Annotated in this window: 21 protein-coding genes; 11 read left to right on the forward strand and 10 right to left on the reverse strand. The window is 65.5% G+C overall.

Annotated elements, in window-relative coordinates; translation table 11 throughout:
- Nucleotides 1-4: 4 nt before the first annotated feature.
- Together trpS and SynWH8101_RS09120 are read left to right on the forward strand one after the other, a co-directional pair.
- Nucleotides 5-1,018: a tryptophan--tRNA ligase gene (trpS, locus tag SynWH8101_RS09115; RefSeq protein WP_130129497.1), complete on the forward strand. Its 1,014-nt coding sequence runs from the start codon at nucleotides 5-7 to the stop codon at nucleotides 1,016-1,018.
- Nucleotides 1,019-1,254: 236 nt separating this feature from the next.
- Nucleotides 1,255-1,923, forward strand: coding sequence for a glycoside hydrolase family 104 protein (locus SynWH8101_RS09120; protein ID WP_130129498.1), 669 nt, complete (start codon nucleotides 1,255-1,257; stop codon nucleotides 1,921-1,923).
- 1 nt (nucleotide 1,924) lies between these two features.
- Here the strand turns inward: SynWH8101_RS09120 and SynWH8101_RS09125 are convergent, their stop codons facing one another.
- Together SynWH8101_RS09125 and SynWH8101_RS09130 are read right to left on the reverse strand one after the other, a co-directional pair.
- Nucleotides 1,925-2,317: a DUF2752 domain-containing protein gene (locus tag SynWH8101_RS09125; RefSeq protein WP_130129499.1), complete on the reverse strand. Its 393-nt coding sequence runs from the start codon at nucleotides 2,315-2,317 to the stop codon at nucleotides 1,925-1,927.
- Complete coding sequence (locus SynWH8101_RS09130; RefSeq protein WP_130130454.1) at nucleotides 2,314-2,619, reverse strand: DUF2605 family protein; 306 nt, start codon at nucleotides 2,617-2,619, stop codon at nucleotides 2,314-2,316. The genes SynWH8101_RS09125 and SynWH8101_RS09130 overlap by 4 nt, the downstream gene beginning before the upstream one ends.
- A 24-nt stretch (nucleotides 2,620-2,643) precedes the next feature.
- Here SynWH8101_RS09130 and thrS point away from each other — a divergent pair, with 24 nt between their 5' ends.
- The 7 genes from thrS to SynWH8101_RS09165 all read left to right on the forward strand — a co-directional run bounded on the left by thrS (nucleotide 2,644) and on the right by SynWH8101_RS09165 (nucleotide 12,230).
- Nucleotides 2,644-4,485, forward strand: coding sequence for a threonine--tRNA ligase (gene thrS / locus SynWH8101_RS09135; protein WP_130129500.1), 1,842 nt, complete (start codon nucleotides 2,644-2,646; stop codon nucleotides 4,483-4,485).
- Nucleotides 4,482-4,883 (forward strand): DUF1824 family protein, encoded by a 402-nt coding sequence (locus tag SynWH8101_RS09140; protein ID WP_130129501.1) that lies wholly within the window; start codon nucleotides 4,482-4,484, stop codon nucleotides 4,881-4,883. Before thrS ends, SynWH8101_RS09140 begins: the two co-directional genes overlap by 4 nt.
- A 63-nt stretch (nucleotides 4,884-4,946) precedes the next feature.
- On the forward strand, nucleotides 4,947-5,981 hold the full coding sequence (locus tag SynWH8101_RS09145) for a glucokinase (RefSeq protein WP_130129502.1): 1,035 nt from the start codon (nucleotides 4,947-4,949) through the stop codon (nucleotides 5,979-5,981).
- A gap of 38 nt (nucleotides 5,982-6,019) precedes the next feature.
- The gene (gene thrB / locus SynWH8101_RS09150; RefSeq protein ID WP_130129503.1) at nucleotides 6,020-6,967 is read left to right on the forward strand and encodes a homoserine kinase; all 948 of its coding nucleotides are present in this window, start codon (nucleotides 6,020-6,022) and stop codon (nucleotides 6,965-6,967) included.
- A gap of 56 nt (nucleotides 6,968-7,023) precedes the next feature.
- Nucleotides 7,024-8,595, forward strand: coding sequence for an NAD(P)H-quinone oxidoreductase subunit 4 (locus tag SynWH8101_RS09155; RefSeq protein WP_130129504.1), 1,572 nt, complete (start codon nucleotides 7,024-7,026; stop codon nucleotides 8,593-8,595).
- A 4-nt stretch (nucleotides 8,596-8,599) separates the two neighbouring features.
- Entirely contained in the window at nucleotides 8,600-10,726 is a 2,127-nt protein-coding gene (locus SynWH8101_RS09160; RefSeq protein WP_130129505.1) for a M3 family metallopeptidase, read from the forward strand.
- Nucleotides 10,719-12,230, forward strand: a complete 1,512-nt coding sequence (locus SynWH8101_RS09165; RefSeq protein WP_130129506.1) for an arginine repressor — start codon at nucleotides 10,719-10,721, stop codon at nucleotides 12,228-12,230. The genes SynWH8101_RS09160 and SynWH8101_RS09165 overlap by 8 nt, the downstream gene beginning before the upstream one ends.
- On the opposite strand, the gene SynWH8101_RS09170 is transcribed toward SynWH8101_RS09165, so the two are convergent.
- The 8 genes from SynWH8101_RS09170 to SynWH8101_RS09205 are packed head-to-tail and all read right to left on the reverse strand — an operon-like array spanning nucleotide 12,214 to nucleotide 22,320.
- Nucleotides 12,214-13,305, reverse strand: a complete 1,092-nt coding sequence (locus SynWH8101_RS09170) for an alpha/beta hydrolase (protein WP_130129507.1) — start codon at nucleotides 13,303-13,305, stop codon at nucleotides 12,214-12,216. The two genes, SynWH8101_RS09165 and SynWH8101_RS09170, sit on opposite strands and share 17 nt — an antisense overlap.
- Nucleotides 13,306-13,333: 28 nt before the next feature.
- Nucleotides 13,334-13,879 (reverse strand): hypothetical protein, encoded by a 546-nt coding sequence (locus SynWH8101_RS09175; protein ID WP_165381019.1) that lies wholly within the window; start codon nucleotides 13,877-13,879, stop codon nucleotides 13,334-13,336.
- Nucleotides 13,880-13,883: 4 nt separating this feature from the next.
- Nucleotides 13,884-14,579, reverse strand: a complete 696-nt coding sequence (locus SynWH8101_RS09180) for a DUF6629 family protein (protein ID WP_130129509.1) — start codon at nucleotides 14,577-14,579, stop codon at nucleotides 13,884-13,886.
- 58 nt (nucleotides 14,580-14,637) lie between these two features.
- Nucleotides 14,638-15,234: a triacylglycerol lipase gene (locus SynWH8101_RS09185; RefSeq protein ID WP_254427931.1), complete on the reverse strand. Its 597-nt coding sequence runs from the start codon at nucleotides 15,232-15,234 to the stop codon at nucleotides 14,638-14,640.
- A gap of 8 nt (nucleotides 15,235-15,242) precedes the next feature.
- Complete coding sequence (gene folB, locus SynWH8101_RS09190) at nucleotides 15,243-15,614, reverse strand: dihydroneopterin aldolase (protein ID WP_130129511.1); 372 nt, start codon at nucleotides 15,612-15,614, stop codon at nucleotides 15,243-15,245.
- Nucleotides 15,611-16,936, reverse strand: a complete 1,326-nt coding sequence (locus SynWH8101_RS09195) for a glutamate-5-semialdehyde dehydrogenase (protein ID WP_130129512.1) — start codon at nucleotides 16,934-16,936, stop codon at nucleotides 15,611-15,613. The genes folB and SynWH8101_RS09195 overlap by 4 nt, the downstream gene beginning before the upstream one ends.
- A 42-nt stretch (nucleotides 16,937-16,978) precedes the next feature.
- Nucleotides 16,979-17,884 (reverse strand): ROK family protein, encoded by a 906-nt coding sequence (locus SynWH8101_RS09200; protein ID WP_130129513.1) that lies wholly within the window; start codon nucleotides 17,882-17,884, stop codon nucleotides 16,979-16,981.
- Nucleotides 17,885-17,889: 5 nt separating this feature from the next.
- Complete coding sequence (locus SynWH8101_RS09205; RefSeq protein ID WP_130129514.1) at nucleotides 17,890-22,320, reverse strand: translocation/assembly module TamB domain-containing protein; 4,431 nt, start codon at nucleotides 22,318-22,320, stop codon at nucleotides 17,890-17,892.
- 65 nt (nucleotides 22,321-22,385) lie between these two features.
- Here SynWH8101_RS09205 and SynWH8101_RS09210 point away from each other — a divergent pair, with 65 nt between their 5' ends.
- Together SynWH8101_RS09210 and SynWH8101_RS09215 are read left to right on the forward strand one after the other, a co-directional pair.
- Nucleotides 22,386-22,832 (forward strand): Ycf51 family protein, encoded by a 447-nt coding sequence (locus SynWH8101_RS09210; RefSeq protein ID WP_130129515.1) that lies wholly within the window; start codon nucleotides 22,386-22,388, stop codon nucleotides 22,830-22,832.
- An 8-nt stretch (nucleotides 22,833-22,840) separates the two neighbouring features.
- Complete coding sequence (locus SynWH8101_RS09215; protein WP_130129516.1) at nucleotides 22,841-23,257, forward strand: DUF4332 domain-containing protein; 417 nt, start codon at nucleotides 22,841-22,843, stop codon at nucleotides 23,255-23,257.

A 23,257-nucleotide genomic window follows, 5' to 3' on the forward strand; every position in this document is an offset into this window, starting at 1 on the left:
GGCGATGGCACGGTCGCGTGTTCTCTCCGGGGTGCAGCCCACCGGCGCCTTGCACCTCGGCAACTGGCTGGGCGCCATTCGCAACTGGGTGGACCTCCAGCACGACCACGACACCTTTTTCTGTGTTGTGGATCTGCACGCGATCACCGTGCCCCATGACCCGACGCGCCTGGCGAACGACACGCTCAACACAGCAGCGCTCTATCTCGCCTGCGGCATCGACCCCAGGGTCAGCACGGTGTTCGTGCAAAGCCATGTGGCCGCCCATGCCGAGCTCTGCTGGCTGCTCAATTGCGTCACACCGCTCAACTGGCTGGAACGGATGATCCAGTTCAAGGAGAAAGCGGTCAAACAGGGCGACAACGTGTCGGTGGGGTTGCTGGATTACCCAGTGTTGATGGCCGCCGACATCCTTCTCTATGACGCTGACCTGGTGCCGGTGGGAGAAGACCAGAAGCAGCACCTCGAACTGGCGCGCGACATCGCTCAGCAACGCATCAACGCCCGTTTCGGCTCCGAGGAGTCGCCGGTGCTCAAGGTGCCCCAGCCCCTGATCCTTAGGGATGGTGCCCGGGTGATGAGCCTCACCGACGGTCGCAGCAAAATGAGCAAAAGCGATCCGAACGAAGGCAGCCGCATCAACCTGCTCGACCCGCCCGAGCTGATCACCAAGAAGATCAAACGGGCCAAGACCGATCCCCAGATGGGCCTGGAATTCGGCAATCCGGAGCGACCGGAAACCGACAACCTTCTCGGCCTCTACGCCATTCTCAGCGGCCTGGGCCGCGATGCCGCAGCGGCGGAGTGCGCCGCGATGGGCTGGGGCCGCTTCAAACCCCTGCTGGCCGAGGCGACTGTGGCAGCCCTGGAGCCCATTCAAGCTCGGCACAAGGAGCTGCTGGATGATCGCGCCGAACTGGAACAGGTGCTGCAGCAGGGACGTGAACGCGCTCAAACCGTGGCGACCACCACCGTGGAGCGGGTGCGCCAGCAGCTGGGCTTCCTGCCAGCTCGCTGATCAGTGCCACAGCATTACAAAAGTTTCGCTGATCATTAAAACTTCCTGAGGGGATTCCCGGACCTGCGGCGGCCCACTCCCGGAAGCTATGCACGGCCAACGGGTCTCATGGGTCTCAAGCGCCAAACGGCTTCTGCCTGGTGCGCCTATACACATCCGATCGACTCCGTCAAGGGCGGTCGTGCTCCCCTCGTCACCGTCCCAGGCCGGCCTTCAAGGTATGGGGCCCTCGATGGATGGATTTGCGTCGGTTCTCTCGTTGTCAGACCCAACAGCTCCTCTCCGCCACTGCGGTGAGTGCCGGCCTGCTCCTGTGCTTCGGCCAGGGGCTCCATGCCGAACGCGCCCAGGAGCGGCTGGATCAGGCCGAAACCCTGCAGGCGTCGCTGCGCGAACAGGCGGACGCCCGCGCTGAGCTGCTGGCGGATCGCCCCTATCGGATCACCCCCGAGCGCCGCGCCCTCCTCAACACCATCCGCTACGCCGAAGGCACCTGGAAGGACGGTCGCGATCACGGCTACCGCGTGCTGTATGGCGGCAGCCTGTTCCAGGACCTGTCGCGCCACCCAGAAAAAGTTGTGGTGAAGCGATACACCAGTGCTGCCGCCGGTGCTTATCAGTTCCTGCCAGGCACCTGGCGACAAGTGGCCCGCGAATTGAAGCTACCCAGCTTTGAGCCCCAGCACCAAGACCAGGCAGCGCTGCGTCTGGTCGAGCGTCGCGGCGCTCTCGACGAAGTCGACCGCCATGGCCTTACGCCCACGGTCATGAATCGTCTGGCGCCCGAGTGGGCCTCCTTTCCCACCCACGCTGGAACAAGCGCCTATGGGCAGCCCGTGAAAAGCCACGCTGACTTGGCGCGCTTCTACAGCAGCAATCTCGAAGCGATTCGCCAAGGCGCCTGAGTCAGGCCGGCCAGGGCTGTCCGGCCAGCCCCCAGCGAAGCAAACGCAGAGCCCAATAGAGCACCATCGCCGCGCCCACCAGCCAGGCGAGCCTGCGCGCATTCGGGCCGAAGCGGAGCGGTCGGCCCCACACCGCCTGCCGCCAGCCCAACCAGGCCAGGCCTGTCACCAGGGGAGGGCCGAACAGATGCAGCTCCAGGGCCTCCCCCAGATCGCCTTTCAAGGTCGCCAGAGCTGATCGGGTGAGGAAACAGGTGGGGCAGGGCACACCGGTGAGGGCCCGCCAGGGGCATCCCGGTAGCAGCAACGGCACGCCGCGGGCGCGAAGCGTCAACACCAGCAAGACCGCCAGGGATCCGAGGCCGAGCCGCCGCTGACGCCAGCGGATCTTCATCGGGCCGCCTGGGAGATGCGGGCCGCCAGCGCCCACACCTCCATCACCAGCTGATGCCAGGGCGCCATTGCTTCCATGGACACGGCCATGGCCTGAGGAGACGCCTCCACAAGGGCCCGGGTCGCCGCAATCGCCTTGCGGCCCTCCGCCAGGCGCCCAGCCATCTGGGCCCGTTCCTGCGGGGCCATCACCAGATCCGGACACACCGCCAGCAACTCCTCGCCCCGCTGGAACCAATGGCTGAAGTCATTCAGCAGAGAGTCCAGCAAGTTTTCAAGCAGGGCATCGGCATCCGGGTCCATGGCGCTGAATCTCACGCCCATAGGATGGCCGTTCTTGTGCATGAACCGGTGAGCAGCGCTGCAGCAACCACCCCAGCCCCAGCCGCACCGGTGGTTCTGCCCAAAACCAGCGAAAGCGATCAGCTGCTCCGCATCCGCCATTCCATGAGCCACGTGATGGCCATGGCGGTGCAACACCTGTTTCCCCAGGCCCAGGTGACCATTGGCCCCTGGACCGAAACCGGCTTCTACTACGACTTCGACAACCCTGATCCCTTCACCGAAGCCGACCTGAAGGCGATCCGCAAAGAGATGATCAAGATCATCAACCGGAAGCTGCCGCTGGAGCGGATCGAGGTGAGCCGGGATGAAGCCGAGGCCAAGATCAAGGCTCAGAACGAGCCCTACAAACTCGAAATCCTCGCTGGTCTGCAGGAACCGATCACCCTCTACACCCTGGGCGAGCAATGGTGGGATCTCTGCGCCGGACCCCACGTGCGCAACACAAGCGAGCTCAACCCCAAGGCGTTCGCCGTCGAAAGCGTTGCCGGCGCCTATTGGCGTGGTGATGAAACCAAAGCCCAGCTGCAGCGGATTTATGGCACCGCCTGGGAAACACCGGAGCAACTGGCCGAATACCAGCGGCGGAAGGAGGAAGCGCTGCGCCGCGACCATCGCCGCCTCGGCAAGGATCTCGACCTGTTTTCCATCGAGGATGAAGCCGGTGCCGGTCTGGTGTTCTGGCACCCGCGCGGTGCCCGCATGCGCCTGCTGATCGAAGACTTCTGGCGTCAGGCCCACTTTGAGGGGGGCTACGAGCTTCTCTATACCCCCCATGTGGCCGACATCGGCCTCTGGAAGACCTCGGGGCACCTGGATTTCTACAGCGAGAGCATGTTCGGACCGATGCAGGTCGACGAACGGGAATACCAGCTCAAGCCGATGAACTGCCCGTTCCATGTGCTGACCTACGCCAGCCGATTGCGCAGCTATCGCGAACTGCCGATTCGCTGGGCCGAACTGGGAACGGTGTATCGCTACGAGCGCCCCGGGGTTATGCACGGCCTGATGCGCGTGCGGGGCTTCACCCAGGACGACGCCCATGTGTTCTGCCTGCCCGAGCAGATCAGTGATGAGATCCTGCGCATCCTCGACCTCACCGAAACAATCCTCTCCGCCTTCGATTTCCGTAACTACGAGATCAACCTCTCCACCCGTCCGGAGAAATCCATCGGTGACGACGCCGTCTGGGATCTGGCGACGCAAGGACTGATCGAGGCTCTCGAGCGCAAGGGGTGGGCCTACAAGGTCGATGCCGGTGGCGGTGCCTTCTACGGCCCCAAAATCGATCTGAAAATCGAGGATGCGATCGGTCGGATGTGGCAGTGCTCCACGATCCAGCTCGATTTCAACCTGCCGGAACGGTTTGCTCTCAACTACGTCGCCGCCGACGGCAGCAAACAGCGCCCGATCATGATCCACCGGGCGATCTTCGGCTCGCTCGAGCGCTTCTTCGGAATCATGACGGAGAACTACGCCGGCGACTTTCCTTTCTGGCTGGCACCGGAGCAGATCCGCCTGCTGCCCGTCACCGATGAGGTGCTGGCGGATGCCCAGCAGCTCAGCGACCAGCTCCGGGCCGCTGGCATCCGGGCCACGGTGGATCGCAGCGGTGAGCGGTTGGGCAAGTTGATCCGCACCGGCGAACAGATGAAGATCCCCCTTCTGGCCGTGATCGGCGCCAAGGAAGCTGAACAGGGCAGCGTGAGCCTGCGCAGCCGCCGCGACGGCGACCTGGGCTCGGTGAACCGCAAGGCCCTGATCGAGGCGGCCAGCCAGGCCAATCAGGAGCGTCTCGCCTCCCTCCCACTCAGCCCCGCCTCATGACATCCACCCCCATCCGCCATCTCAAGGATCTGGCCCTGCTGCGCACGGCTCCGAGCCTTGAACCGGCCCAGCGCCTGGCCTTGGGCCAGGAACTGCGTGAGACCATGGCCGCGTTTGACTGGTTCACGGTGGGCGTGATGGCCGCCGATGCCGAACAGGCCCTGACAAGCCTGCGCCAACTCGAGGCGGCCTGCGGCTGGGAGGCCATGCAGGTGCAGGACGAGGCACTCGCGCCGGGCGACGGCGTGTTTCTCAAAGCGAATCAAGCCAACGGCACCGTGCGGCTCCGCCAGGAGAGCGGCTTGGGGGAGGGCGTGCTGATCACCGGGCATCGGCACAACGGCGATGGCTCCGGCAGCACCTGGGGGCCGCTCCCGCTCGATTGCTTCGCGAGCTGAGCAAAAGCTTGCCGTTTGGAGCCGCGCTGATCAGCCTTGGTGGGAACGGATCCAACCGGACCCATGGCACCCACGACCTTCCTGGCCGGTGATCTAGGGGGAACCAAAACCTTGCTGTCCCTCTTCAGCACGGTGGAGGGCCAGCTCCAGGCCTTGCATGGACACCGCTACGCCTCAGCGGAATGGCCCTCACTGGACGCGATGCTGGTGCACTTCCTGGAGGAGATGCCAGCGGACCTGGCCCGACCGGCCACCAGCTGCATCGCCGTGGCCGGCCCCGTGCAAGAGGGTCAGGCCAAGCTCACCAACCTGCCCTGGCTGGTGCAGGAAACCTCACTCTGCGCTGCCACCGGCCTGGAGCGACTGGAGCTGGTGAACGACTTCGCCGTGCTCATCCACGGGCTGCCCCACTTCAGTGACAACCAGCAGGTGGTGCTCCAGGAAGGGCAAGCCAGCCCTGGTCCGGTGGCGATTCTCGGGGCGGGCACCGGCCTGGGCATGGCCCGCGGGTTACCCGGCACGGAAGGTTGGATCGCCCTGCCGAGCGAAGGCGGCCACCGGGAGTTCGCTCCCCGCACCGAGGCGGAGTGGGAGCTCAGCCGCTGGCTGATGGCCGACCTGGAGCTGGACCGCCTCTCGGTGGAGCGGATCGTGAGCGGCACCGGCCTCGGCCATGTGATGCACTGGCTCCTGCAACGCCAGGGCAACGAGGACCATCCCCTTCAGGCCCAGGCCCGAGCCTGGCGAACGATCGGGGCCGATCAGCCAGGCCATGAGGACCTTCCCGCCCACACGGGCCGGGCCGCAGCCGCAGGGGATCAGCTGGCCCAGGACGCGCTCACGCTCTGGTTGGGGGCCTACGGCTCCGCGGCCGGGGATCTGGCGTTGCAGGAGCTTTGTCGCGGCGGGCTCTGGGTGGGGGGTGGCACCGCTGAGAAAAACCTGGAAGGGCTCCGCTCCGAACGCTTTATGGAACCCCTGCGCCGCAAGGGACGCTTCCGTCCCTTCCTGGAAAGCCTGCCGATCCGGGCGGTGATCGATCCGAATGCCGGCCTGTTCAGTGCCGCCTGCCGTGCCCGGGATCTGCAGGGAGGCTGACGGCCGGGTGAGACACTGGCCCAAATAGGACAGCAGGGATGGTGCAGCCGCGCATCGGCCAAACGGTGGTGGTGGACGTGCCTGCCACAACGGCCAACATCGGCCCGGGTTTTGATTGCCTCGGTGCCGCCCTCGATCTGAACAATCGCTTCAGCATGCGCCGGATCGAAGGCAACGGCGAGCGCTTTGAACTGATTATCGAAGGCCAGGAGGGCAATCACCTCCGCGGCGGCCCGGAGAACCTCGTGTATCGCGCCGCCCAGCGCGTCTGGAAAGCAGCCGGCGAGGAGCCGGTGGCCCTGGAGGCGAGGGTGCGCTTGGCCGTGCCTCCGGCGCGGGGCCTGGGGAGCAGCGCCACGGCGATCGTGGCCGGTCTGGTGGGGGCCAACGCCCTGGTGGGAGAACCCCTGAGTCGGGAAAAGCTGCTGGAACTGGCGATCGACATCGAAGGCCATCCCGACAACGTGGTGCCCTCCCTGCTCGGCGGTCTGTGCATGACGGCCAAGGCGGCCTCGCAGCGCTGGCGCGTCGTGCGTTGCGAATGGCTGCCGAGCGTGAAAGCGGTGGTGGCGATCCCCGCGATCCGTCTCAGCACCAGCGAAGCGCGGCGGGCGATGCCGAAGACGATCCCCGTGGCCGACGCCGTGGTCAACCTCGGCGCCCTCACCCTGCTCCTCCAGGGCCTGCGCACCGGCAACGGCGACCTGATCGCCGATGGCATGCACGACCGCCTGCATGAGCCCTATCGCTGGCGCCTGATCAAGGGGGGCCAGGCGGTGCGCGAGGCGGCGATTCAGGCGGGGGCCTGGGGTTGCGCCATCAGCGGGGCCGGCCCGAGCATCCTGGCGCTCTGCACCGAGGAGAACGGCGCCGCGGTGAGCGCGGCGATGGTGCGCGCCTGGGAAGCGGAGGGGGTGGCGAGCCGTGCACCCCTGCTGAATCTGCAGACCACCGGCAGTCACTGGCAACCGAAACAGCCTGGGTAGATGTACCCAGGCACCCCCCAGGTGCTGATAAGTTCAATCACAATCTTGTTGCTGCCATGGACGCCAACCTGCCTCTGACGGTTGCGTCCCCGGAAGCCTTTCCCTGGTTATCCCTGATCGTGCTGCTGCCAGCGGCGACGGCCCTGGTGATGCCGTTGTTGCCAGGGGATGACGATCACCCCTCGCCCTGGCCGCGCAACCTCGCCGTCACCATGCTGGCGATCGATTTCGGGCTGATGCTCGCCGTCTTCAGCCGGCTCTACGACCCCCTCGATGGCGGGCTCCAGCTGGTGGAACGGGTCAACTGGCTTCCGGTGATCGGCCTGGAGTGGTCCTTGGGCGCCGATGGCCTGTCCATGCCCCTGGTGGTGCTGAGTGGCCTGGTCACGCTGCTGTCGGTGTGCGCCAGCTGGAAGGTGCACCACAAATCCAATCTTTACTTTGGCCTGCTGCTGGTGCAGGCCTCCGCTCAGGCCCTGGTGTTTCTCTCTCAGGACTTCCTGCTCTTCTTCCTCGCCTGGGAACTGGAACTGGTGCCGGTCTATCTGCTGATCGCCATCTGGGGTGGACAGAACCGCCAGTACGCCGCCACCAAATTCATCCTCTACACCGCTCTCGCTTCGCTGCTGATCCTGATCAGCGGGTTGGCCCTGGCCCTCTCCGGCGACAGCTTCAGCCTCAATCTCACTGAACTCGCCCAGCGCTCCCCCGGCGGCAGCTTTGGCCTCCTCTGTTATCTCGGATTCCTAGTGGGTTTCGGCGTGAAATTGCCGATGTTCCCACTGCACACCTGGTTGCCGGATGCCCATGGTGAAGCGAACGCTCCGGTGTCGATGCTGCTGGCGGGCGTTCTGCTCAAGATGGGCGGCTATGCCTTGCTGCGCTTCAACGTGCAGATGCTGCCGGAAGCTCATCTCACCCTGGCCCCGGCCCTGATCATCCTGGGCATCGTCAACATCATCTACGGCGCCCTCAACGCCTTTGCGCAAGACAATGTCAAGCGCCGCATTGCCTGTAGCTCTGTGAGCCACATGGGCTTTGTGCTCCTCGGCATCGGTGCCGTCGATGCTCTCAGCCTCAGTGGCGCCATGCTGCAGATGATCAGCCACGGCCTGATCGCCGCGGCCATGTTCTTCATCACAGGCAGTTTCTACGAACGCACCAAAACCCTCTCCATCCCCAACATGGGAGGGCTGGCCAAGGTGCTGCCGATCACGTTCGCCTTCTTCCTGGCCAGCTGTCTGGCCTCGCTCGCCCTGCCTGGCATGAGCGGCTTCATCAGTGAAATCACGATCTTCCTTGGGGTGACCAGCCAGGAGCAATTCACCACCCTCTTCCGGGTGATCACCGTGGTGGTGGCAGCCATCGGCCTTGTTCTCACCCCGATCTACCTGCTCTCCCTCTGCCGTCGGGTCTTCTTCGGGCCGCGCATCCCCGCTCTCGCTTTCGTCGATGACATGAGCCCCAGGGAGTTGGTGATTGGCCTCACCCTGCTGGTGCCCACCCTCACCATCGGCATCTGGCCCCGGGTCGCCATGGATGTCTACGAAGCCTCCACCGACGCCCTCGCCGAAACCCTCTCTGGCCATAGCTTGATGGCCCTGAGCTCCCTCTTACCCCTGGGCTGACGCTATGCCTGAGACCCGCGATTTGGCCCTGCTGGCGGGCCAGGGATTCCCCGACTACGAGGCGATCACACCCGACCAGGTGCAAACGCTGATTCCCCAGTTGTTGCAGCGGCTCTCCGACCAGTTTGCCGCCCTGGAAACCAGCCTCGACGACGCCCTGGGCGCCGGCGCCCCCCTGGGCTGGGACATGGTGATGCCGCCCCTGCATCGGATCGGTGAACAGTTGCGCTGGAGCTGGGGTGTGGTGACCCACCTCAATGCGGTCTGCAACTCTCCCGAGCTGCGCGATGCCCACGCCTCCCAGCAGGCCGACGTGGTGCGGTTCAGCAATCGCCTCGGTCAGAGCCGCAGCCTGCATCAGGCCCTCGAGGCTCTGCAGCAGCGGCCATCCGAACCCCTCGACCGCACCCAACAACGAATTCTTGCGTCCGAATTGCTCTCGATGCAGCAGCGAGGCGTCGGCCTGCGCGGCGACAGCCAGGCCGCCTTCAACGCTGCCAGTGAGCGACTCGCCGAGCTCTCCACCCAATTCGGCAATCACGTGCTCGATGCCACCCAGGCCTGGCATCTGGTGGTGGAGAATCCCCGTCACATCGCCGGCCTCCCCGAGCGGGCCCTCGAAGCCCTGGCGCAGGCGGCCCGAGAGGCGGGCGATCGTCATGCGGATGGCAGCGAGGCCTCGGCAGAACGCGGCCCCTGGCGCTTGGGCCTCGACATGCCGCGTTACATCCCCGTGCTCAGCCATGCCGACGATCGGCAGCTCCGCGAAACCCTTTACCGGGCCCATGTGAGCCGCGCCAGCAGCGGGGAGCTCGACAACACCCCCTTGATCCAAGAGATCCTGGAACTCCGCCAGCAGCAGGCCCAGCGCCTCGGCTATGCCCATTGGGCCGAACTCAGCCTTGCCGGCAAGATGGCTGAGGATGTGCCAGCCGTGGAGGCCCTGCTCGAGGAGCTGCGGGCGGCCGCCTACCCCACCGCCTGCCGTGAGCTGGAGGATCTTCAGGCCTGTGCCCGGCGCCATGGAGCCGCCGAAGCCGACGCGCTCGCCCCCTGGGACGTGAGCTACTGGGCCGAAAAGCTGCGTCAGGAACGCTTCGACCTCAACCAGGAGGCGCTGCGCCCCTGGTTCCCGCTGCCCCAGGTGCTCGACGGCTTGTTTGCGCTCTGCGAGCGCCTGTTCGGGATCCGGATCACGGCCGCCGATGGCGAAGCGCCGATCTGGCATCCCGATGTGCGTTTCTTCCGTGTGCTCGAGCGGGATGGCTCGCCGCTGGCCGCCTTTTATCTCGATCCTTACAGCCGACCGGGCAGCAAGCGCGGTGGGGCCTGGATGGACGAATGCCTCAACCGACAACCCGACGGCAAGGGAGGCTGGATCACGCCGGTGGCCTATCTGATCTGCAACCAGACCCCGCCAACCGACAGCAGCCCGAGCCTGATGAGCTTCGAAGAGGTGGAGACCCTCTTCCACGAGTTCGGCCATGGCCTGCAGCACATGCTCACCACGGTGGAGCACCCCCAGGCGGCGGGCATCAACAACGTGGAATGGGATGCGGTGGAGCTGCCGAGTCAGTTCATGGAGAACTGGTGCCTGGATCGCCCCACCCTGATGGGCATGGCCCGCCACTGGCAGACAGGTGAGCCGCTTCCGGAATCCGACTTCGAGAAGCTGAAGCGATCCCGCACCTTCATGACCGGCTTCAGCACCCTGCGGCAGGTGCATTTCGCCCTCACCGATCTGCGGCTGCACAGCAGCTGGACCCCAGACCTCGGCATCAGCCCAGATGAGATGCGGCGCCAGATCGCCGCGACGACGACGGTGATCCCACCGATTGCCGAGGACCGCTTTCTTTGCGCCTTCAGCCATATCTTTGCGGGGGGCTATTCCGCCGGTTACTACTCCTACAAATGGGCCGAGGTGCTCAGCGCCGATGCCTTTGCCGCCTTTGAGGAAGCGGGGCTCGATCTTGATGACCAGGTGAGCGCCACGGGAGAGCGCTTCCGCAGCACCGTGCTCAGCCTCGGCGGCAGCCTCTCACCAGCGGCGGTCTATGAAGCCTTCCGTGGGCGCGCCGCCAGCACCGACGCCCTCATTCGCCATTCCGGCCTGGTCGCCAGCCATGGCTGACCTGCTGGCGCTCTCCGGCCAATGGGGGGCGCGCAAGGAGGACCGAACAGCGCTGGCTCCGCTGCTGCCCTTCCCTGCGGTGCTCGAGGACAGTTGGCTCCGCCGGGGAATCCAGCGCGATGCCTTTCTGCGTGAGCTGTTGCAGGGACTGCACCAACGCCGACTGATCCCCCTGCTCGCCATGCTGCCCAGGGGCTGGCGGCTGGCGCCGGCCGCCCTTCCTGAAAAGCTGCGCGGCCTAGGCTCCCTGCTGGAGGAAGGGCTGGTCAGCCCCACCCTGCTGGCGGCGCTGGCCGACGATCTGCAGCATCTGCTGCCCATCGGCGACCCCGACAACGCCTCGGACGCCACGGCGCTCAGCCGCTGGACGGCCCGGCATGTGGTGAACCCTGAGAACGGTTCGCGCCAAGCCCTGCCCCAATCGCTGCAGCAGTGGCAAGAGCTCGCCAAACAGTCGGCCCAGGAACCCACCCCATGGCCACCCACCAAGGCCGGATCCACGTCAGCCGCGAACCTGGGCAGCCTCGGCGCCGGCCTCACCTGGCACAACCAGGGGCTGACGCACCTGCAACCCGCCCACTGCCGCCAGGCCAACCGCCTGCTCGCCCAGGTGTTCAACGCCCTCGGCGCCAACCGCCTGCCGGCTGCTGCGGTGGAACCCTTCCAGTTCGAAGGTGTCGCCAGCACTGCGGCGCTCATGGCGTTGCTGCGCGGCCGCGGCTGGTCCGCCAGGGCCAGGGTGCGCTCGAGCGTGGCCAGTTTCGGGCTGGGTGCCAGCGCAGCCGCTGAAGACGGCACCTGGCACCAGATCCCCCTGGCCCTTCCGTATCGCACCGGCTTGCTGCGCCATGGCCAGGAGATCGAATCCCTGCTCCCCCACTGCTGCCTGGAGCTGGAACTGCAGCCACCGGAAGCGGCAGAGCCTGTGCTGTTGCAGTACTACCAGGGCACCGAAGGGTTGAACGGCTGGGCAGCGATTAACGACCTCGACCGGCCTTGGCAGAACGACCGCGGCAATGGCACCGTCGCGTACCCAGGCCCAGCCTTTGAAGCGGAGCACCTGGACCTTGCTCTCGATCTCTGCGATCTGATGGCAGCGGTGCACAACAGCACCGCTGCAGCGGGCCAGCTCCGTTTTGGTGGCTATGGCGCCCTCGGCTTCTGCATCGATTCCACCGCCCTACTGGAGCAGGCCCTAACGGGCCGCAGCACGCTGTTCCCCCTCACCCTGGGGGGAATCTGGCGGGAACGGCTGGCGCAGCAACTGGAGCGATTGCTGAACACCGGCCTGAGCACGGCCAACACCAACCACAGCGATGAGGCGGTGGAGCGCTATCGCGACGCCCTCCAACGCCTGCCCCAGGACCTGAGCCTGCATGGCGAAGCAGCCCTGCGCGCCGAAGCCCGCCTGATCCGCAGCCTGCCGACCCACTCTCCCTTTGTGTGCGTGCGCGCTCTCAATGGCGAAGCCGCCGCTGAGACGTCCCTCAGCGATCCGTTGTGAGCTCCAGTTCGCGGCAGATGGCCGCCACCACCTTGCCGCGGTAGTGGTCGCTGAACGGGCCTGAATCACCGTTATGACTCATGCCATCAATGCTGTAGCGATGCAAGGAGCGCGTCCGCTGCCAACGATTCCAGTTGGAGAGAGGAAGCAGGAACAAACGCCCCGGGTAAGCGATACGGCCGAGCGCCGCCACCGGATCCCGACTACCCACCACCATCGCCACATGGTCGACGCTGCTGAGATCGCCATTGCCACTGAACACACCACAAACGGTGATCACCTGCACCGGCACATGGCAGATCTTCTGCAGCATGGCCGCCGTTCCGATCGCCATCTCTCCGCCACCGCTATACCCCACCAGCACCACCCGCACCGCCCGAGAGGGATGGAAACCGAGCCCCTCCAGACGCCTGGCAATTTTGAGCGCCAGCTCGTAATTCATCACCGGGCCGTAGCGACGATCTGAAGAGATCCCCACCTTGATCACATTGTTGGCCTGCACGAAAAAGGCGCACAGAAAACGGATCAGGCCAATCGGATGCTGCTCCTGCAGGGCGAACAGACGCTGCCAGAACCACTGCGAATACGACGAGGCGCGCAAGCCCACCGGCATGATCGTGTAGGCCTCGATCCCCTTCACCAGCAGCATGTCGGCAGCGATGCCCTGCTCGAGCACATCGAGAAAATCACTGACGCGAGGAGGATGGCTCTCCTCGCTCTGGTGAATGCCATCGAGATACACCACAAAGTGACGATGGGGAGACTCGGTCGCTTCGGAGCTTTCAAACAGATGGGAGGGATCGGGAAGGCCCTGCTGCCAACCTTCCCAGAAAACAAAGTCCGCCATCACCGAATACATGCCGGCGAGAGCAACAACGATCAACACGACCGCCACAGTCACCCCGGTGACTTCCTCCAACACCTCCCGTCGAAAAATCAACGAGGCGTCGTGGCGCAGAGCGCTGATGCTGAGCAGAGCCAGCACAGCAACAATCACCAACACGATCAACACCAGGCGCCGACTGAAACGCAGATGGTTGCGGTGATGCTGAATGGCCGAGGTGGCGCCAGTCATGAAAAGACCGTCCGTTGGCGGCAGAGAATCAGGAGAGAGACGCCACTTCCCGCGCCAGGGTGTTGTAACTGGCGCGCCAACGCTGGGCGAAGAGCAAGCCGATCAGGATCAACGACAGCACATAACCCGGCAGACTGATGACCAATCCTTTCTCCAGGGGCACGCCATACACCGCCTGGAGAAGCACCAGTACATTCAGATGCACCCACGCCAGCAGGGTGACGGCGATCAGATCGCTGATGTAGGGCGCCGCGACGAGCACATAAAACAGTCCTGGCCAGAGGGCGACACCCATGCGGTTTCCAAAGGTGATGGGCTGCAGGGGGACCCCCGCCACCAGGGTGAGCATGAGGCTATGGCTGACGATGCCGATCAGGAACGCCAGGCTGAGCACCAGAGCATCCACCACCATGTGAAACAGGATCTGCCGTGGTCGTAACCGATTCGCCAAGAGAGCGAACAGATGGGAGGCCGACATCGACGCGCCGACTCCCACCAGCAATCCAACGCCAACATCCAGTTCGACGAGAAGCTCGCCCATGCCGGCAAGCCCAGCGCTGATGCTCTGCAGCATGGAGTCAGGCACGACGCAGGTGCGGCCGATTCACAATCCAGATCACCACAATCGAAAGCACGGCGCAGTAGAAACACCACACCGAATTGAAAGTGGCGCTGTAGGTGGCCCAGGTGAGAAAGATCGAAACGAAGATCAGCACACCAAACAGCTTCACGGCACGATCACTCACCGCCAGCAGGGGCACCACGATGAAGCCCCAGTAGACGAGTTCGCCAACCGGCTCGGTGTTCACGAAATTATGCAGAGCGCTGTGCAAATTCGACACGTCGTAGAGCAGTCGACCGGTGCTATGCACAGCGGGCTGGACAGCCGGTGGATTAAACAGCACCGGTAGATAGAAACCAACGCCGATCACCGTGGCGACGATCGCCACCCATTTCAATCGATGCTGGAGCCCCTTGGAATCGGTGCTTCGACTGATCGACCAGGCACTCCAGGGGATCCAGATCATCCAGAAGCAGTAGGCGAAAAAGAGAAACCCCAAGGCAGCTGCCGTGGCGAGTGGTTCAATTCCGCCGCGGTCGAGCGCGGTCCACTCCAGGCCCTCCACGAACTGCTGCACCCCGAAGAAGAAGGGCACCAAGGCCAGAGGTTTGTAATCCGGGCGTTCGTGACGGGAGGCCAGATGGTGGGAATACAGACCCAGAGGCATCAGCACCGCAGAGGCGGTGAAACTGGCGGAAGCCGAAAAGCACATTGGCTCAAACGACGGGTGAAGGTGAATCAATGGTGGCAACCGACACCAAACCTGTCACTCAATCGCTGAGAATCGTTTGGGTCAGCAGCTCGAGGGCTCGGGGATGGGCCATCAGCTGCTGGTGAGTCAACACCGGAACCGATTGTTGCGTCCCGAGGGGCAGCACGGCCTGCCATCCGGGAAACACCATCAGATCCCAGCGGCAATAGAAACTGGCGCACTCGAGGGGGCGGAGGCTGGAGGGATCCGCATTGAGGCGTCGCAGCAAACGACTGCCCCGCTTCATATCAGCCAGCCCTGCAAACAACCACCGGGGAATCCACTGCGCCGTGAGCGTGCCGCGCTGAGGGCTGCCGACGCTGATGAAGCGATGGGTGCGGTTGGCACCGCCCAGCTCCTGCAACCACACGCGGCTGATGATTCCTCCCATCGAAAAACCGAGGATGTCGATCTTGCGCTCCGCACCCCACCGGGCCTGGATGTGACCATCCAACTGCTCGGCGAGGCTCCGCAGGGGGATCGCGCCAAGTCGGTGAGGCAGATGGGGCACCAGCAGAGGCACCCGGTGGTCCTCCAGCTGCCGCACCAGTCGATGGAAGAGGTGGGGCGTATCCCAGAGACCATGCACGAGCACGAGGGGCCTGGGCTGTTTCACCGAACCATTCACCGAGGAGCCGGCCAGTGCCGGTGCCGTTCGACGGCAACCGTACCGCTGAATCCTGGAATCGGCGGTTTGGTTTTGCGCAGCAACACGCGCATCGGCACTACCCCATACAGATCGGCAAGACGCTCCAACACCCGTTCGCTGAAGTGCTCAATGGTGTAACAGCGGAGCTCCGACGCCAGCGTCTGCACCGCCTGCACCGCCAGGCTGTAGTCGGCCGTGTCGATGAGGGCGTCGGATCGGGCCGCCGCCTGACAATCCACCAGGAGGGTCAGATCAAGACTGAAGCATTGCCCCTCCAGGCGTTCCCGCTCCAGCACGCCGACATGGGCCCACACGCGCAGATCCTGGATGTGAATCGCGTCGTTCATGGCTCCAGATCGCGGTGACTGAAGCGACGACGACCTTCGGCGAAATCGGCGGCCACATGGCCATCGCCACGCAGGCGATAGCGATAGGTCACCAGCCCCTCCAGGCCAACCGGCCCGCGTGGCGGCAGGGTCTGGGTGCTGATGCCCACCTCCGCACCGAAGCCGTAGCGGAACCCATCGGCGAAACGGGTCGAGCAGTTGTGATACACACCGGCACTGTCCACCGCCCGCAGAAATCGTTCGGCGGTGGTCACGTCCAGGGTGGCGATGGCCTCGGTATGGCGCGAGCCATGGCGACGGATGTGCTCCAACGCCTCCTCCAGATCGCTGACCACCCGCACCGAAAGGATCAGATCGAGGTACTCCCGATCCCAGTCGTCCTCTGTGGCCGCCTCTGCTACGCCGAGGGCCTGACTGCGGGAATCACCAAGCAGACGCACGCCCGCGGCCTCCAACGCCGGCACGGCCGCGGCGAGAAACGCCGGAGCACTGTCTTGATGCACCAGCAGAGTCTCGATCGCGTTGCAGGCCGCGGGGTACTGGGTTTTGCTGTCGATGGCGATCCGCACCGCCTGGGGCACATCCACCTGGGCATCGACGTACAGATGGCAGACACCGTCCGCATGGCCGAGTACGGGGATGCGGGTGTTGTCCTGGATGAAGCGCACCAGCGCATTGCTGCCGCGAGGAATGATCAGATCCACCAATCCATCGAGACGCAGCAACGCCAGGCTCTCCTGGCGGGTGGTGAGCAAGGCCAGGGCATCGGCCGAAATCGTCGTGTCGACCTGGGCACCGCCGAGCCCCTCCTGCAGGGCTTCGATCACGGCACGGTTGGTGCGGTTCGCCTCACTGCCACCTTTGAGAATCGCCCCGTTGCCGGAGCGGATCGCCAGAGACGCAATCTGAATCACCGCATCCGGTCGCGCCTCAAAGATCACCCCCAGCACGCCGAGGGGCACGCTGACCCTCTCCAGCACCAGCCCCTCATCCAGCTCCCGATGCAGCTGACGCACACCGAGGGGATCGGGCAGCGCTGCCACCTGGCGCACGCCATCGATGGCGCCGGCGAGTTTGGCGGCATCCAGCTTCAGACGCGCCACCAGCGCCGGGGCCAGGCCTTCGGCCACGGCTTGCTCAAGATCCTGCTGATTCGCCGCCACGATCGACTCGGCGCGGTGCTCCAACGCTGCGGCCATCGCCTCCAGGGCCTGCTGCCGTTGGCCATCGTCGGTTTGCCCCAGGGCTGTGGCGGAACGGCGCACATCGGTCGCCAACCGCAACAGTTCTGGCGACGGTTCGGGCACACCCTGAGGGGTCATGGGCTGGGGCGGAATCTGCTCAGCATCATCCCGTCCGGCGGGTCAGGCGGGAGGAAGCAGACGATCGATGGCCAAACGGGCGGCACCAAGACGTCCGGCGCCATTCCCCAGCTCACAGGAGCGGATCTCCAGTCCCTCCCGACTCACCGCCTGCACCCGGAGGTCCACTTCACGGCGCACAGCCGGCAGGAAATGCTCTGCTGCCCCGGCCAACCCCCCACCCAGCAGCACCCGCTGAGGCGTGAACACATACACCAGGGAGCTGATGCCAACGCCAAGTGTGCGGCCATAGCGCTCCCACACCGCCAGGGCCTCGGGATCAGCGGCGCAGGCGCGGCGATGGAGCTCCTCCGGCTCCCCATCCCAGAGGCGTCGCAAGGCGGCGATGCTGGCGTATTGCTCGAGCGACCCCCGATTGCCGCTGTTGCACGGGGGGCCGTTGGGATCAATGCCGATCAGGCCCGGCTCGGCGGCGGCTCCGTTATGGCCCGTGAACAGGCGGCCTCCCAGCATCACCCCACCGCCGACGCCGGTGCCGAGGGTGAGCAGAACCACATCGCCGCAACCGCGTGCCGCCCCCTGCCAGGCCTCGCCCACCAGGGCGCAGTTGCCATCGTTGGCCAGGGTGACCCGCCGCTGCAGCTGCGGCTCCAACCATTCGGCCAACGGCACCTCCTGCCAACCCGGCAGATTGATGCACACCCGCGCCACCCGGGCCGCCGCATCCATGGGCCCCGGCAAACCGATGCCCACCACGGCAGCGCAGCGATCGGGATCGAGCGCTTCAATCGCCTCGCAGAGGGCCATGCAGACGGCGCCCGGCACCGCAGGCTGAGGGGTGGCGATGTGCTGTTCAGCCAAGAGTTGGCCAGCACGATCAAACCGGGCGAGTTTGATGCCGGTACCGCCCAGATCGACACCGATCACCTGTTGGCTTGAGGCCTTCATGGGGCTCAGAAGCGAACAAACACCTGGAACTGGCTCTGCCAGGTGCCCTGCGTATCCACCGAACCGGACAGATTGAGGTTGGGACTGATCTGATACGTCAAGGTTCCCTGGGGCGGAATGTCGTTGCGATTGGGGGCGGCCAGCACGGAGAAATTGAAGCGATCGGTGAGGTCCACGCCCACATCGGTGACCACAGCCAGCTGCGGCGGCACCCGACCGGAGACACGTTCATTCTCATCCTGCACCTCAGGCGTGATGTAGGTGGGGTACACGGCAAATTGCAGACGCTGACTGAAGGCATCGGTGAGGGAACCGATCACCGGCGAGAGCAACGACTGACCAAGAACGGCGGCAAGCGCCGCACCACCGCCAGCACCGGTCAAGCCGGCGAGGGAGTTGCCGCCGATCAGACCCAGCAGCTGAGCCCGCGACATCGGTGGGGAACTGCGCAGCTGGATGTTGTCAGCCAGGCGATCGGCCGGCCCCGTCGCCGTGAGCATTACTTTCACAAGCCGCAGCTGGCCGCCCGCACCCAGGTTGCCGGTGCCATTGGTGTCGAACACATTGGTCGACACGGCATTGCTGCCGGTGCCCACACTGATGCTGTCGGAAACCCGGCTGTTGAGCGCCACATCCACATAAGGAATCAATCCCTGCGATGGCGTAAACACGGCCACGTTGGGAGCGCGGCGATCGAGGTTGAAGGTGGTGGTGAACAACGACACGCGGCCAGACAGGAGTTGCACCACCCCCCGCAACTGAAGGCTGGGGTCGAGCGCACCATTGAGCGTGAGCCGACCGGCGGTGCTGAAACTGGCCACAGGCTCCACCGTGACCCGCAGCTTGGGCCCAAGCCGCAGTTGAAAACGATCGAAACGGATCGCGGGGAGATTGGGCAGGGAGGCGCGCAGAGAGCGACTGCTGCTCGCCTCCACATCCGGCCCCAGCAGCACCAGCGGCTGCTGGAAGTTCCAGTTTTCCTCCAGCAGGGTGTCGGCCGTGACCGGTTGGGCCATGGCGGTGGTCGCCGGGGAGGCAGGAGATGAAGCGGCCGAGGCGGTCAGCGACGCCGGCTTCACAAACATCGAGCGAGCCGGTTTGACCGTGCCGTTGTCGATCGTCAGATCTCCCGACAACTGCGGCTGAATCAGGGCACCACGCACCTTCAGATCAGCAGCCACCGCCACATCGGCGATGGGCAGCTTGATCCGTGCCTTCTGAAGGGTCACCGCCAGCGGCTTCGGCTCCGGTACGGGCGAGAACAGGGCCAGGGCGCCGGAGCCACGCAATTCCCCCTGGGAGCCGACGCGGGCGCTGAGGGATTGCACTTCCAGTCGATTGAAATCGAACACGATCGAGGTGTTCAGGTCACTGATCACCTGCTTCTGGATCGTGAAACGCCCCTGCTTCACCACGATGAAGCCATTGGCCTCAGGGGCGCTGAGCGGACCGCGCAGCAACAGACGCAGATTGGTGTCGCCCGCAGTCCAGGCGACCTGATCATCCGTGAATCCGGTCAGGAAGCGCAGGGCATCGCCACGGCTCACCACGCGCACATCCAGCTCTTTGGAGGGATCGAGCGGCACCTGGCCGATCACGGTGACTGGGTCCTGGGCCCCATCGCTGATCAGGGCCAGATCAAGGCGCAAGGCCCCATCCTCGAGGTTGATCTGACCGCGTTCAAGGCTGAGGCGATGACGCCCCACCCGGGCATCCTCCAGCTGGAGATCCGTGCTCAGATCGGGCAGCCCACGGCCGAGGCGGTAGCTGCCGGAGAGCCCGAGCGCTCCCTGCAGCGCCGGCGGCACCGGGGCGACCAGGGCCAGGAGCGTGAAGGGCAGATGCTCGAGTGAAAAGCGTCCTTCGCCGGATTGGATCGGTCCGTTGAGGCTGGCGACGAAGGGTTCGATCTGCAGCGCCCTGTCCTGGTCGTCGCCCTCCACCCAGAGATGGCCACGCGCCTTCAGATCAAGGTTGAGATCCGCCAGGTTGGGCCCGGTGAGATCGAGCACCGCATCCAGCTGGCCGCGGAGATCTTCGGGATGAAATTGGCTGTCGCTGTGCTTAGACAAGGCCTGCTGCCGCAGGCTGGCCTGAATCTCACGCAGGGCCCGCAACTGACCGTCGATCGAGCCACCGAAAGTGTTGATCAGGAGGGTACCCAGATCGCTGGCCCGCCCCCGAGCCGGCGGTTCATCCTCTGCAAGCTGCGGCAGGCTCAGAGCCCCGCTGGTGAGCCAACGGGCACTCAAGCCACGGGCCTCGAGATGGGCATCCAGAGCACCGCCCAACCGTCCCTTCGCCTCCAGCAGCATCTGCCCCGTATCCGGCGGCAGCAATTCACCGCTCAGGTCAAAGCGCTCATTGCGGTAGCGGGCCTGCAGGATGGCCTGACGCAACTGCAGCCCCATCAGCCCGGGGGAGTCGAGCGTTACGGCGCCATCCATGGCCAGAGGCTGCAGGCCGAGGCTGCCCTGCCCGCTGATGCGGCCATAGAGCCCCTCAAAACGCCCCTTGGGGGGAAGCGCCAGCTCCAGACCATCCAGGCTCATGCCATCGGCACGCCATTGATACGACGCGGGTGTGCCCTCCAGGCTCAGCACCCCCTGACGGCGGGTCAGGCGCACCTGGGTGGGCAACCAGTTGGCACCAAGGCTGGCCTCCAGGCGGCCGGGCAGCAGGGACTCCACCGACGCCATCTGCAGCCGGCCGCCACCACCCACCTGGCCTTCAAACCGACCACGCCAGGTTTCCAGCAAACGCAGGGTGCCGGCCTGTGGATCCGTGAGCTGAAGCTCCAGATCGGGCCGGAGGGCCGTCAATGGACCGCCAATACCGCCATAGGCGGAGAGAGTGCCATCCATCGTGGTGCCCAACAGGGGCCCAACGCGAGCGAGCGGAAAGGCCTCAAGACTGAGCTGCGCCGCCAGATCGCCGAGCTTGAGACCGCCACCGGCCAGGGCCAGCGGCAAGGCCGCGGTGGCCTGCAGCTGCGGACTGCGGAAGTGCTTGAGACGCAACTCCCCGGCCTTGGCGCTCCAGTCGGCCCGCAGAGACCAGCGCTCCAGCAGGGGATTGCGCGCCTGATCGAAGCGAAGCGACAGCTCCGGGCTGACGCTGGCGCCACTGAGACGCAGATCTCCCCGCAGCGGCGCCTGGGTGCCCAGCAGATCCGGCACCAGGGGCCAGTGCTTCCACGCCTCTCCATCGAGTTGCAGCTGCTGGCTGCGAATCGCCAACTCGGGATAAAGGGCTCCGCTGAGCGAGGCCGCCAGGCCTGGCCCCGCCAGCTTCAACCGCTCCAGAACGGCTGTGGGGGCCTTGGGCTTGCGCCAGTCGCCGTTCAACTGCAGATCAATAGCGAGGGGTGCCATCACGGGCACCGACTCAGGCAGGGCCCAGCGGCCCGCCAGCCGCAGCCGCGGCTGCTTCCAACGGCCATCAAGGCGCAGGGTGAGCTGGCGCTCTTCGCCGGGTTCACGCAGCACCGCCTTGAGGTCGAGGGCCTGATTCAGATCCACATGGCCGGAGAGGCTGGCTTGGTAGGCGCCATAACGCCAGGTGCTGGCGGGAAGACTGAGGCGCTGGTCACGGCAGCGCAGGCGCCACTGGGGATTACGCAGGGCGCTCTGCAGCGGTTTGCCGCTCACCTCCAGGCCCACCAGAGACAGGGCGCCGGCGCATCCGGCCCGCCCCTGACTCCAACTCAGGCGAAGGTCACCACCGATCTGGCCGCGGAAGGTCAGGGGCATGGAGGCGGGCAGCAGCCCCTGGAACGGCTCCAGACGCACCCGTTCCAGCCTGGTCTGCAGATGCAACTGGGGTTTCACCCAACGACCACGGGCCTTGAGGCTGACCCGTCCCTGCTGCGGCAGGGCCACCTTGAGGGCGACATCGGCCCAGTTTTCGGCCAGATGCACAGAGGCCCGACCATCAGCGCTGAGGGTCAGGCCTGCCGGCTGGATCTGGAGCCGAGCCGGATCCTGAAGCTTCACCTGCAGATCCAGCTTGGGCGGCTTGCCACCGCTGGAGGGCCCAGGCACCCAATAGGCCCCCTGGGCATTGCGGCGCAGATCCACCCTGGCGCCGCGAAGGCTGACCACCGCGACGGGACGCCAGCGCCGCAGGCTGGCCAGCGGATCGAGCTGGAGGGTGAGCCCCGTGATCGAGGCCTTGGACTGATCCTTGAGCCCTGGCAGCACCCGGCTGGGACCGATCGCCAGGCCCCAGGGGCGCAACCCCTGAAAAGGGCCGATCTCCAGGGGATGGCCAAGCGGCTTGGAGAACTGGGTTTCCAGCGAAGGCTTGAGCCGCGTGAACACCGTCGCGACAATCCGATCCAGAGCGACCCACGCGGTCGCTCCGCCCACCAGCAGGACCACCCCACCGCCAAGGAAAACGCGCGACAGGGTCTGCGATCTCACGCCCCTCCCCATCAACGCCGACACTTTTCTCTGGGGCCAGCGCAAAATAACGCTCTCCCCCTGGAAGCACCAGCCCCATGCCACTCCCCGACCTCCTCGACCGTGCGATCGGATGGCTGGCCTGGAGCGGCCTGGCCTTCGCCCTGCTGACGCTGGTCGCGTTTGGGGCCCGTTGGGGTGTGCGCTTCCGTCTCGTGGGGGTGACCAGCTTCACCCTGCTGCTGGCGGTGAGCTGCTGGGCCTTCAGCGTCAGTTACCAGCCTCCCGTGATCGTGGAGGGAGCCGTGCGGGCTCCTGTGGTGTTCGACAACGGCAACGATCTGGTGGTCGCCCAGGCACCGGCCGGGATTTCCAAGGAGGCGGTCGAACCGACCCTGGCTCAACTGGCGGCGAATCTGCGCAGCGGAGGCCGCAACGGTGAAGAGGTGGTGATCCGACTGCGACAGCTCCAACCCGGACCTGAGGGCAGCAGCACCCCGGTGGTGCTAGGGGAGGTGATCGTGGGTCCCCAGGCGGCGGCTTGAGCGCTTCGATGGCGCCACGCTCCCGAAACGACGGCCCGTTCGCCGATCTGCCGGCGTCCTTCCGGGAGGAGCGGCGGGTGATCGAAGCGGCGGGCCTGACCGGCTGGAGCGCTCTTCGGGCCCTCGATGAGGAGGCCCTGAGTCAGCTGGCACGACGAGGCCGCGCGACGGCCCGCAACCTGCGCCGCCTGCAGGGCATCGCAGCCCTCGTCTGCGATCTCGATCTGGCACCAGCTGATGCGGCTCTGTTGATGCATGCAGGCCTGGCGACGATTCCGGCGTTGGCGGCTGCCAGCCCCCAGGATGTGGTGACCCGCACCGGCCGGTTGGAGCGCCAGCTGCGCACCGGTCGCCCACCAGTGGTGGATCTGGCCCTGGCCCAGCGCTGGATTCAGAGGGCACGCCGCTGGCAACCGACGAACTGA

It is taken from the genome of Synechococcus sp. WH 8101 (genome assembly GCF_004209775.1).
In the GTDB taxonomy this organism is placed as follows: domain Bacteria; phylum Cyanobacteriota; class Cyanobacteriia; order PCC-6307; family Cyanobiaceae; genus Synechococcus_C.

Bases quoted from the DNA above. Each gene is read 5' to 3' on its own strand.
- SynWH8101_RS09140 (WP_130129501.1), top strand. From the start codon at position 4,482: ATGACATCCACCCCCATCCGCCATCTCAAGGATCTGGCCCTGCTGCGC.
- SynWH8101_RS09215 (WP_130129516.1), top strand. From the start codon at position 22,841: ATGGCGCCACGCTCCCGAAACGACGGCCCGTTCGCCGATCTGCCGGCG.
- SynWH8101_RS09155 (WP_130129504.1), top strand. From the start codon at position 7,024: ATGGACGCCAACCTGCCTCTGACGGTTGCGTCCCCGGAAGCCTTTCCC.
- SynWH8101_RS09175 (WP_165381019.1), bottom strand. From the start codon at position 13,879: ATGCTGCAGAGCATCAGCGCTGGGCTTGCCGGCATGGGCGAGCTTCTC.
- SynWH8101_RS09130 (WP_130130454.1), bottom strand. From the start codon at position 2,619: ATGGACCCGGATGCCGATGCCCTGCTTGAAAACTTGCTGGACTCTCTG.
- SynWH8101_RS09170 (WP_130129507.1), bottom strand. From the start codon at position 13,305: ATGACTGGCGCCACCTCGGCCATTCAGCATCACCGCAACCATCTGCGT.
- SynWH8101_RS09210 (WP_130129515.1), top strand. From the start codon at position 22,386: ATGCCACTCCCCGACCTCCTCGACCGTGCGATCGGATGGCTGGCCTGG.
- SynWH8101_RS09195 (WP_130129512.1), bottom strand. From the start codon at position 16,936: ATGACCCCTCAGGGTGTGCCCGAACCGTCGCCAGAACTGTTGCGGTTG.
- thrB (WP_130129503.1), top strand. From the start codon at position 6,020: ATGGTGCAGCCGCGCATCGGCCAAACGGTGGTGGTGGACGTGCCTGCC.
- SynWH8101_RS09205 (WP_130129514.1), bottom strand. From the start codon at position 22,320: ATGGGGAGGGGCGTGAGATCGCAGACCCTGTCGCGCGTTTTCCTTGGC.
- thrS (WP_130129500.1), top strand. From the start codon at position 2,644: ATGGCCGTTCTTGTGCATGAACCGGTGAGCAGCGCTGCAGCAACCACC.
- SynWH8101_RS09200 (WP_130129513.1), bottom strand. From the start codon at position 17,884: ATGAAGGCCTCAAGCCAACAGGTGATCGGTGTCGATCTGGGCGGTACC.
- SynWH8101_RS09145 (WP_130129502.1), top strand. From the start codon at position 4,947: ATGGCACCCACGACCTTCCTGGCCGGTGATCTAGGGGGAACCAAAACC.
- SynWH8101_RS09120 (WP_130129498.1), top strand. From the start codon at position 1,255: ATGGATTTGCGTCGGTTCTCTCGTTGTCAGACCCAACAGCTCCTCTCC.
- SynWH8101_RS09160 (WP_130129505.1), top strand. From the start codon at position 8,600: ATGCCTGAGACCCGCGATTTGGCCCTGCTGGCGGGCCAGGGATTCCCC.
- SynWH8101_RS09180 (WP_130129509.1), bottom strand. From the start codon at position 14,579: ATGTGCTTTTCGGCTTCCGCCAGTTTCACCGCCTCTGCGGTGCTGATG.
- SynWH8101_RS09125 (WP_130129499.1), bottom strand. From the start codon at position 2,317: ATGAAGATCCGCTGGCGTCAGCGGCGGCTCGGCCTCGGATCCCTGGCG.
- SynWH8101_RS09165 (WP_130129506.1), top strand. From the start codon at position 10,719: ATGGCTGACCTGCTGGCGCTCTCCGGCCAATGGGGGGCGCGCAAGGAG.
- folB (WP_130129511.1), bottom strand. From the start codon at position 15,614: ATGAACGACGCGATTCACATCCAGGATCTGCGCGTGTGGGCCCATGTC.
- trpS (WP_130129497.1), top strand. From the start codon at position 5: ATGGCACGGTCGCGTGTTCTCTCCGGGGTGCAGCCCACCGGCGCCTTG.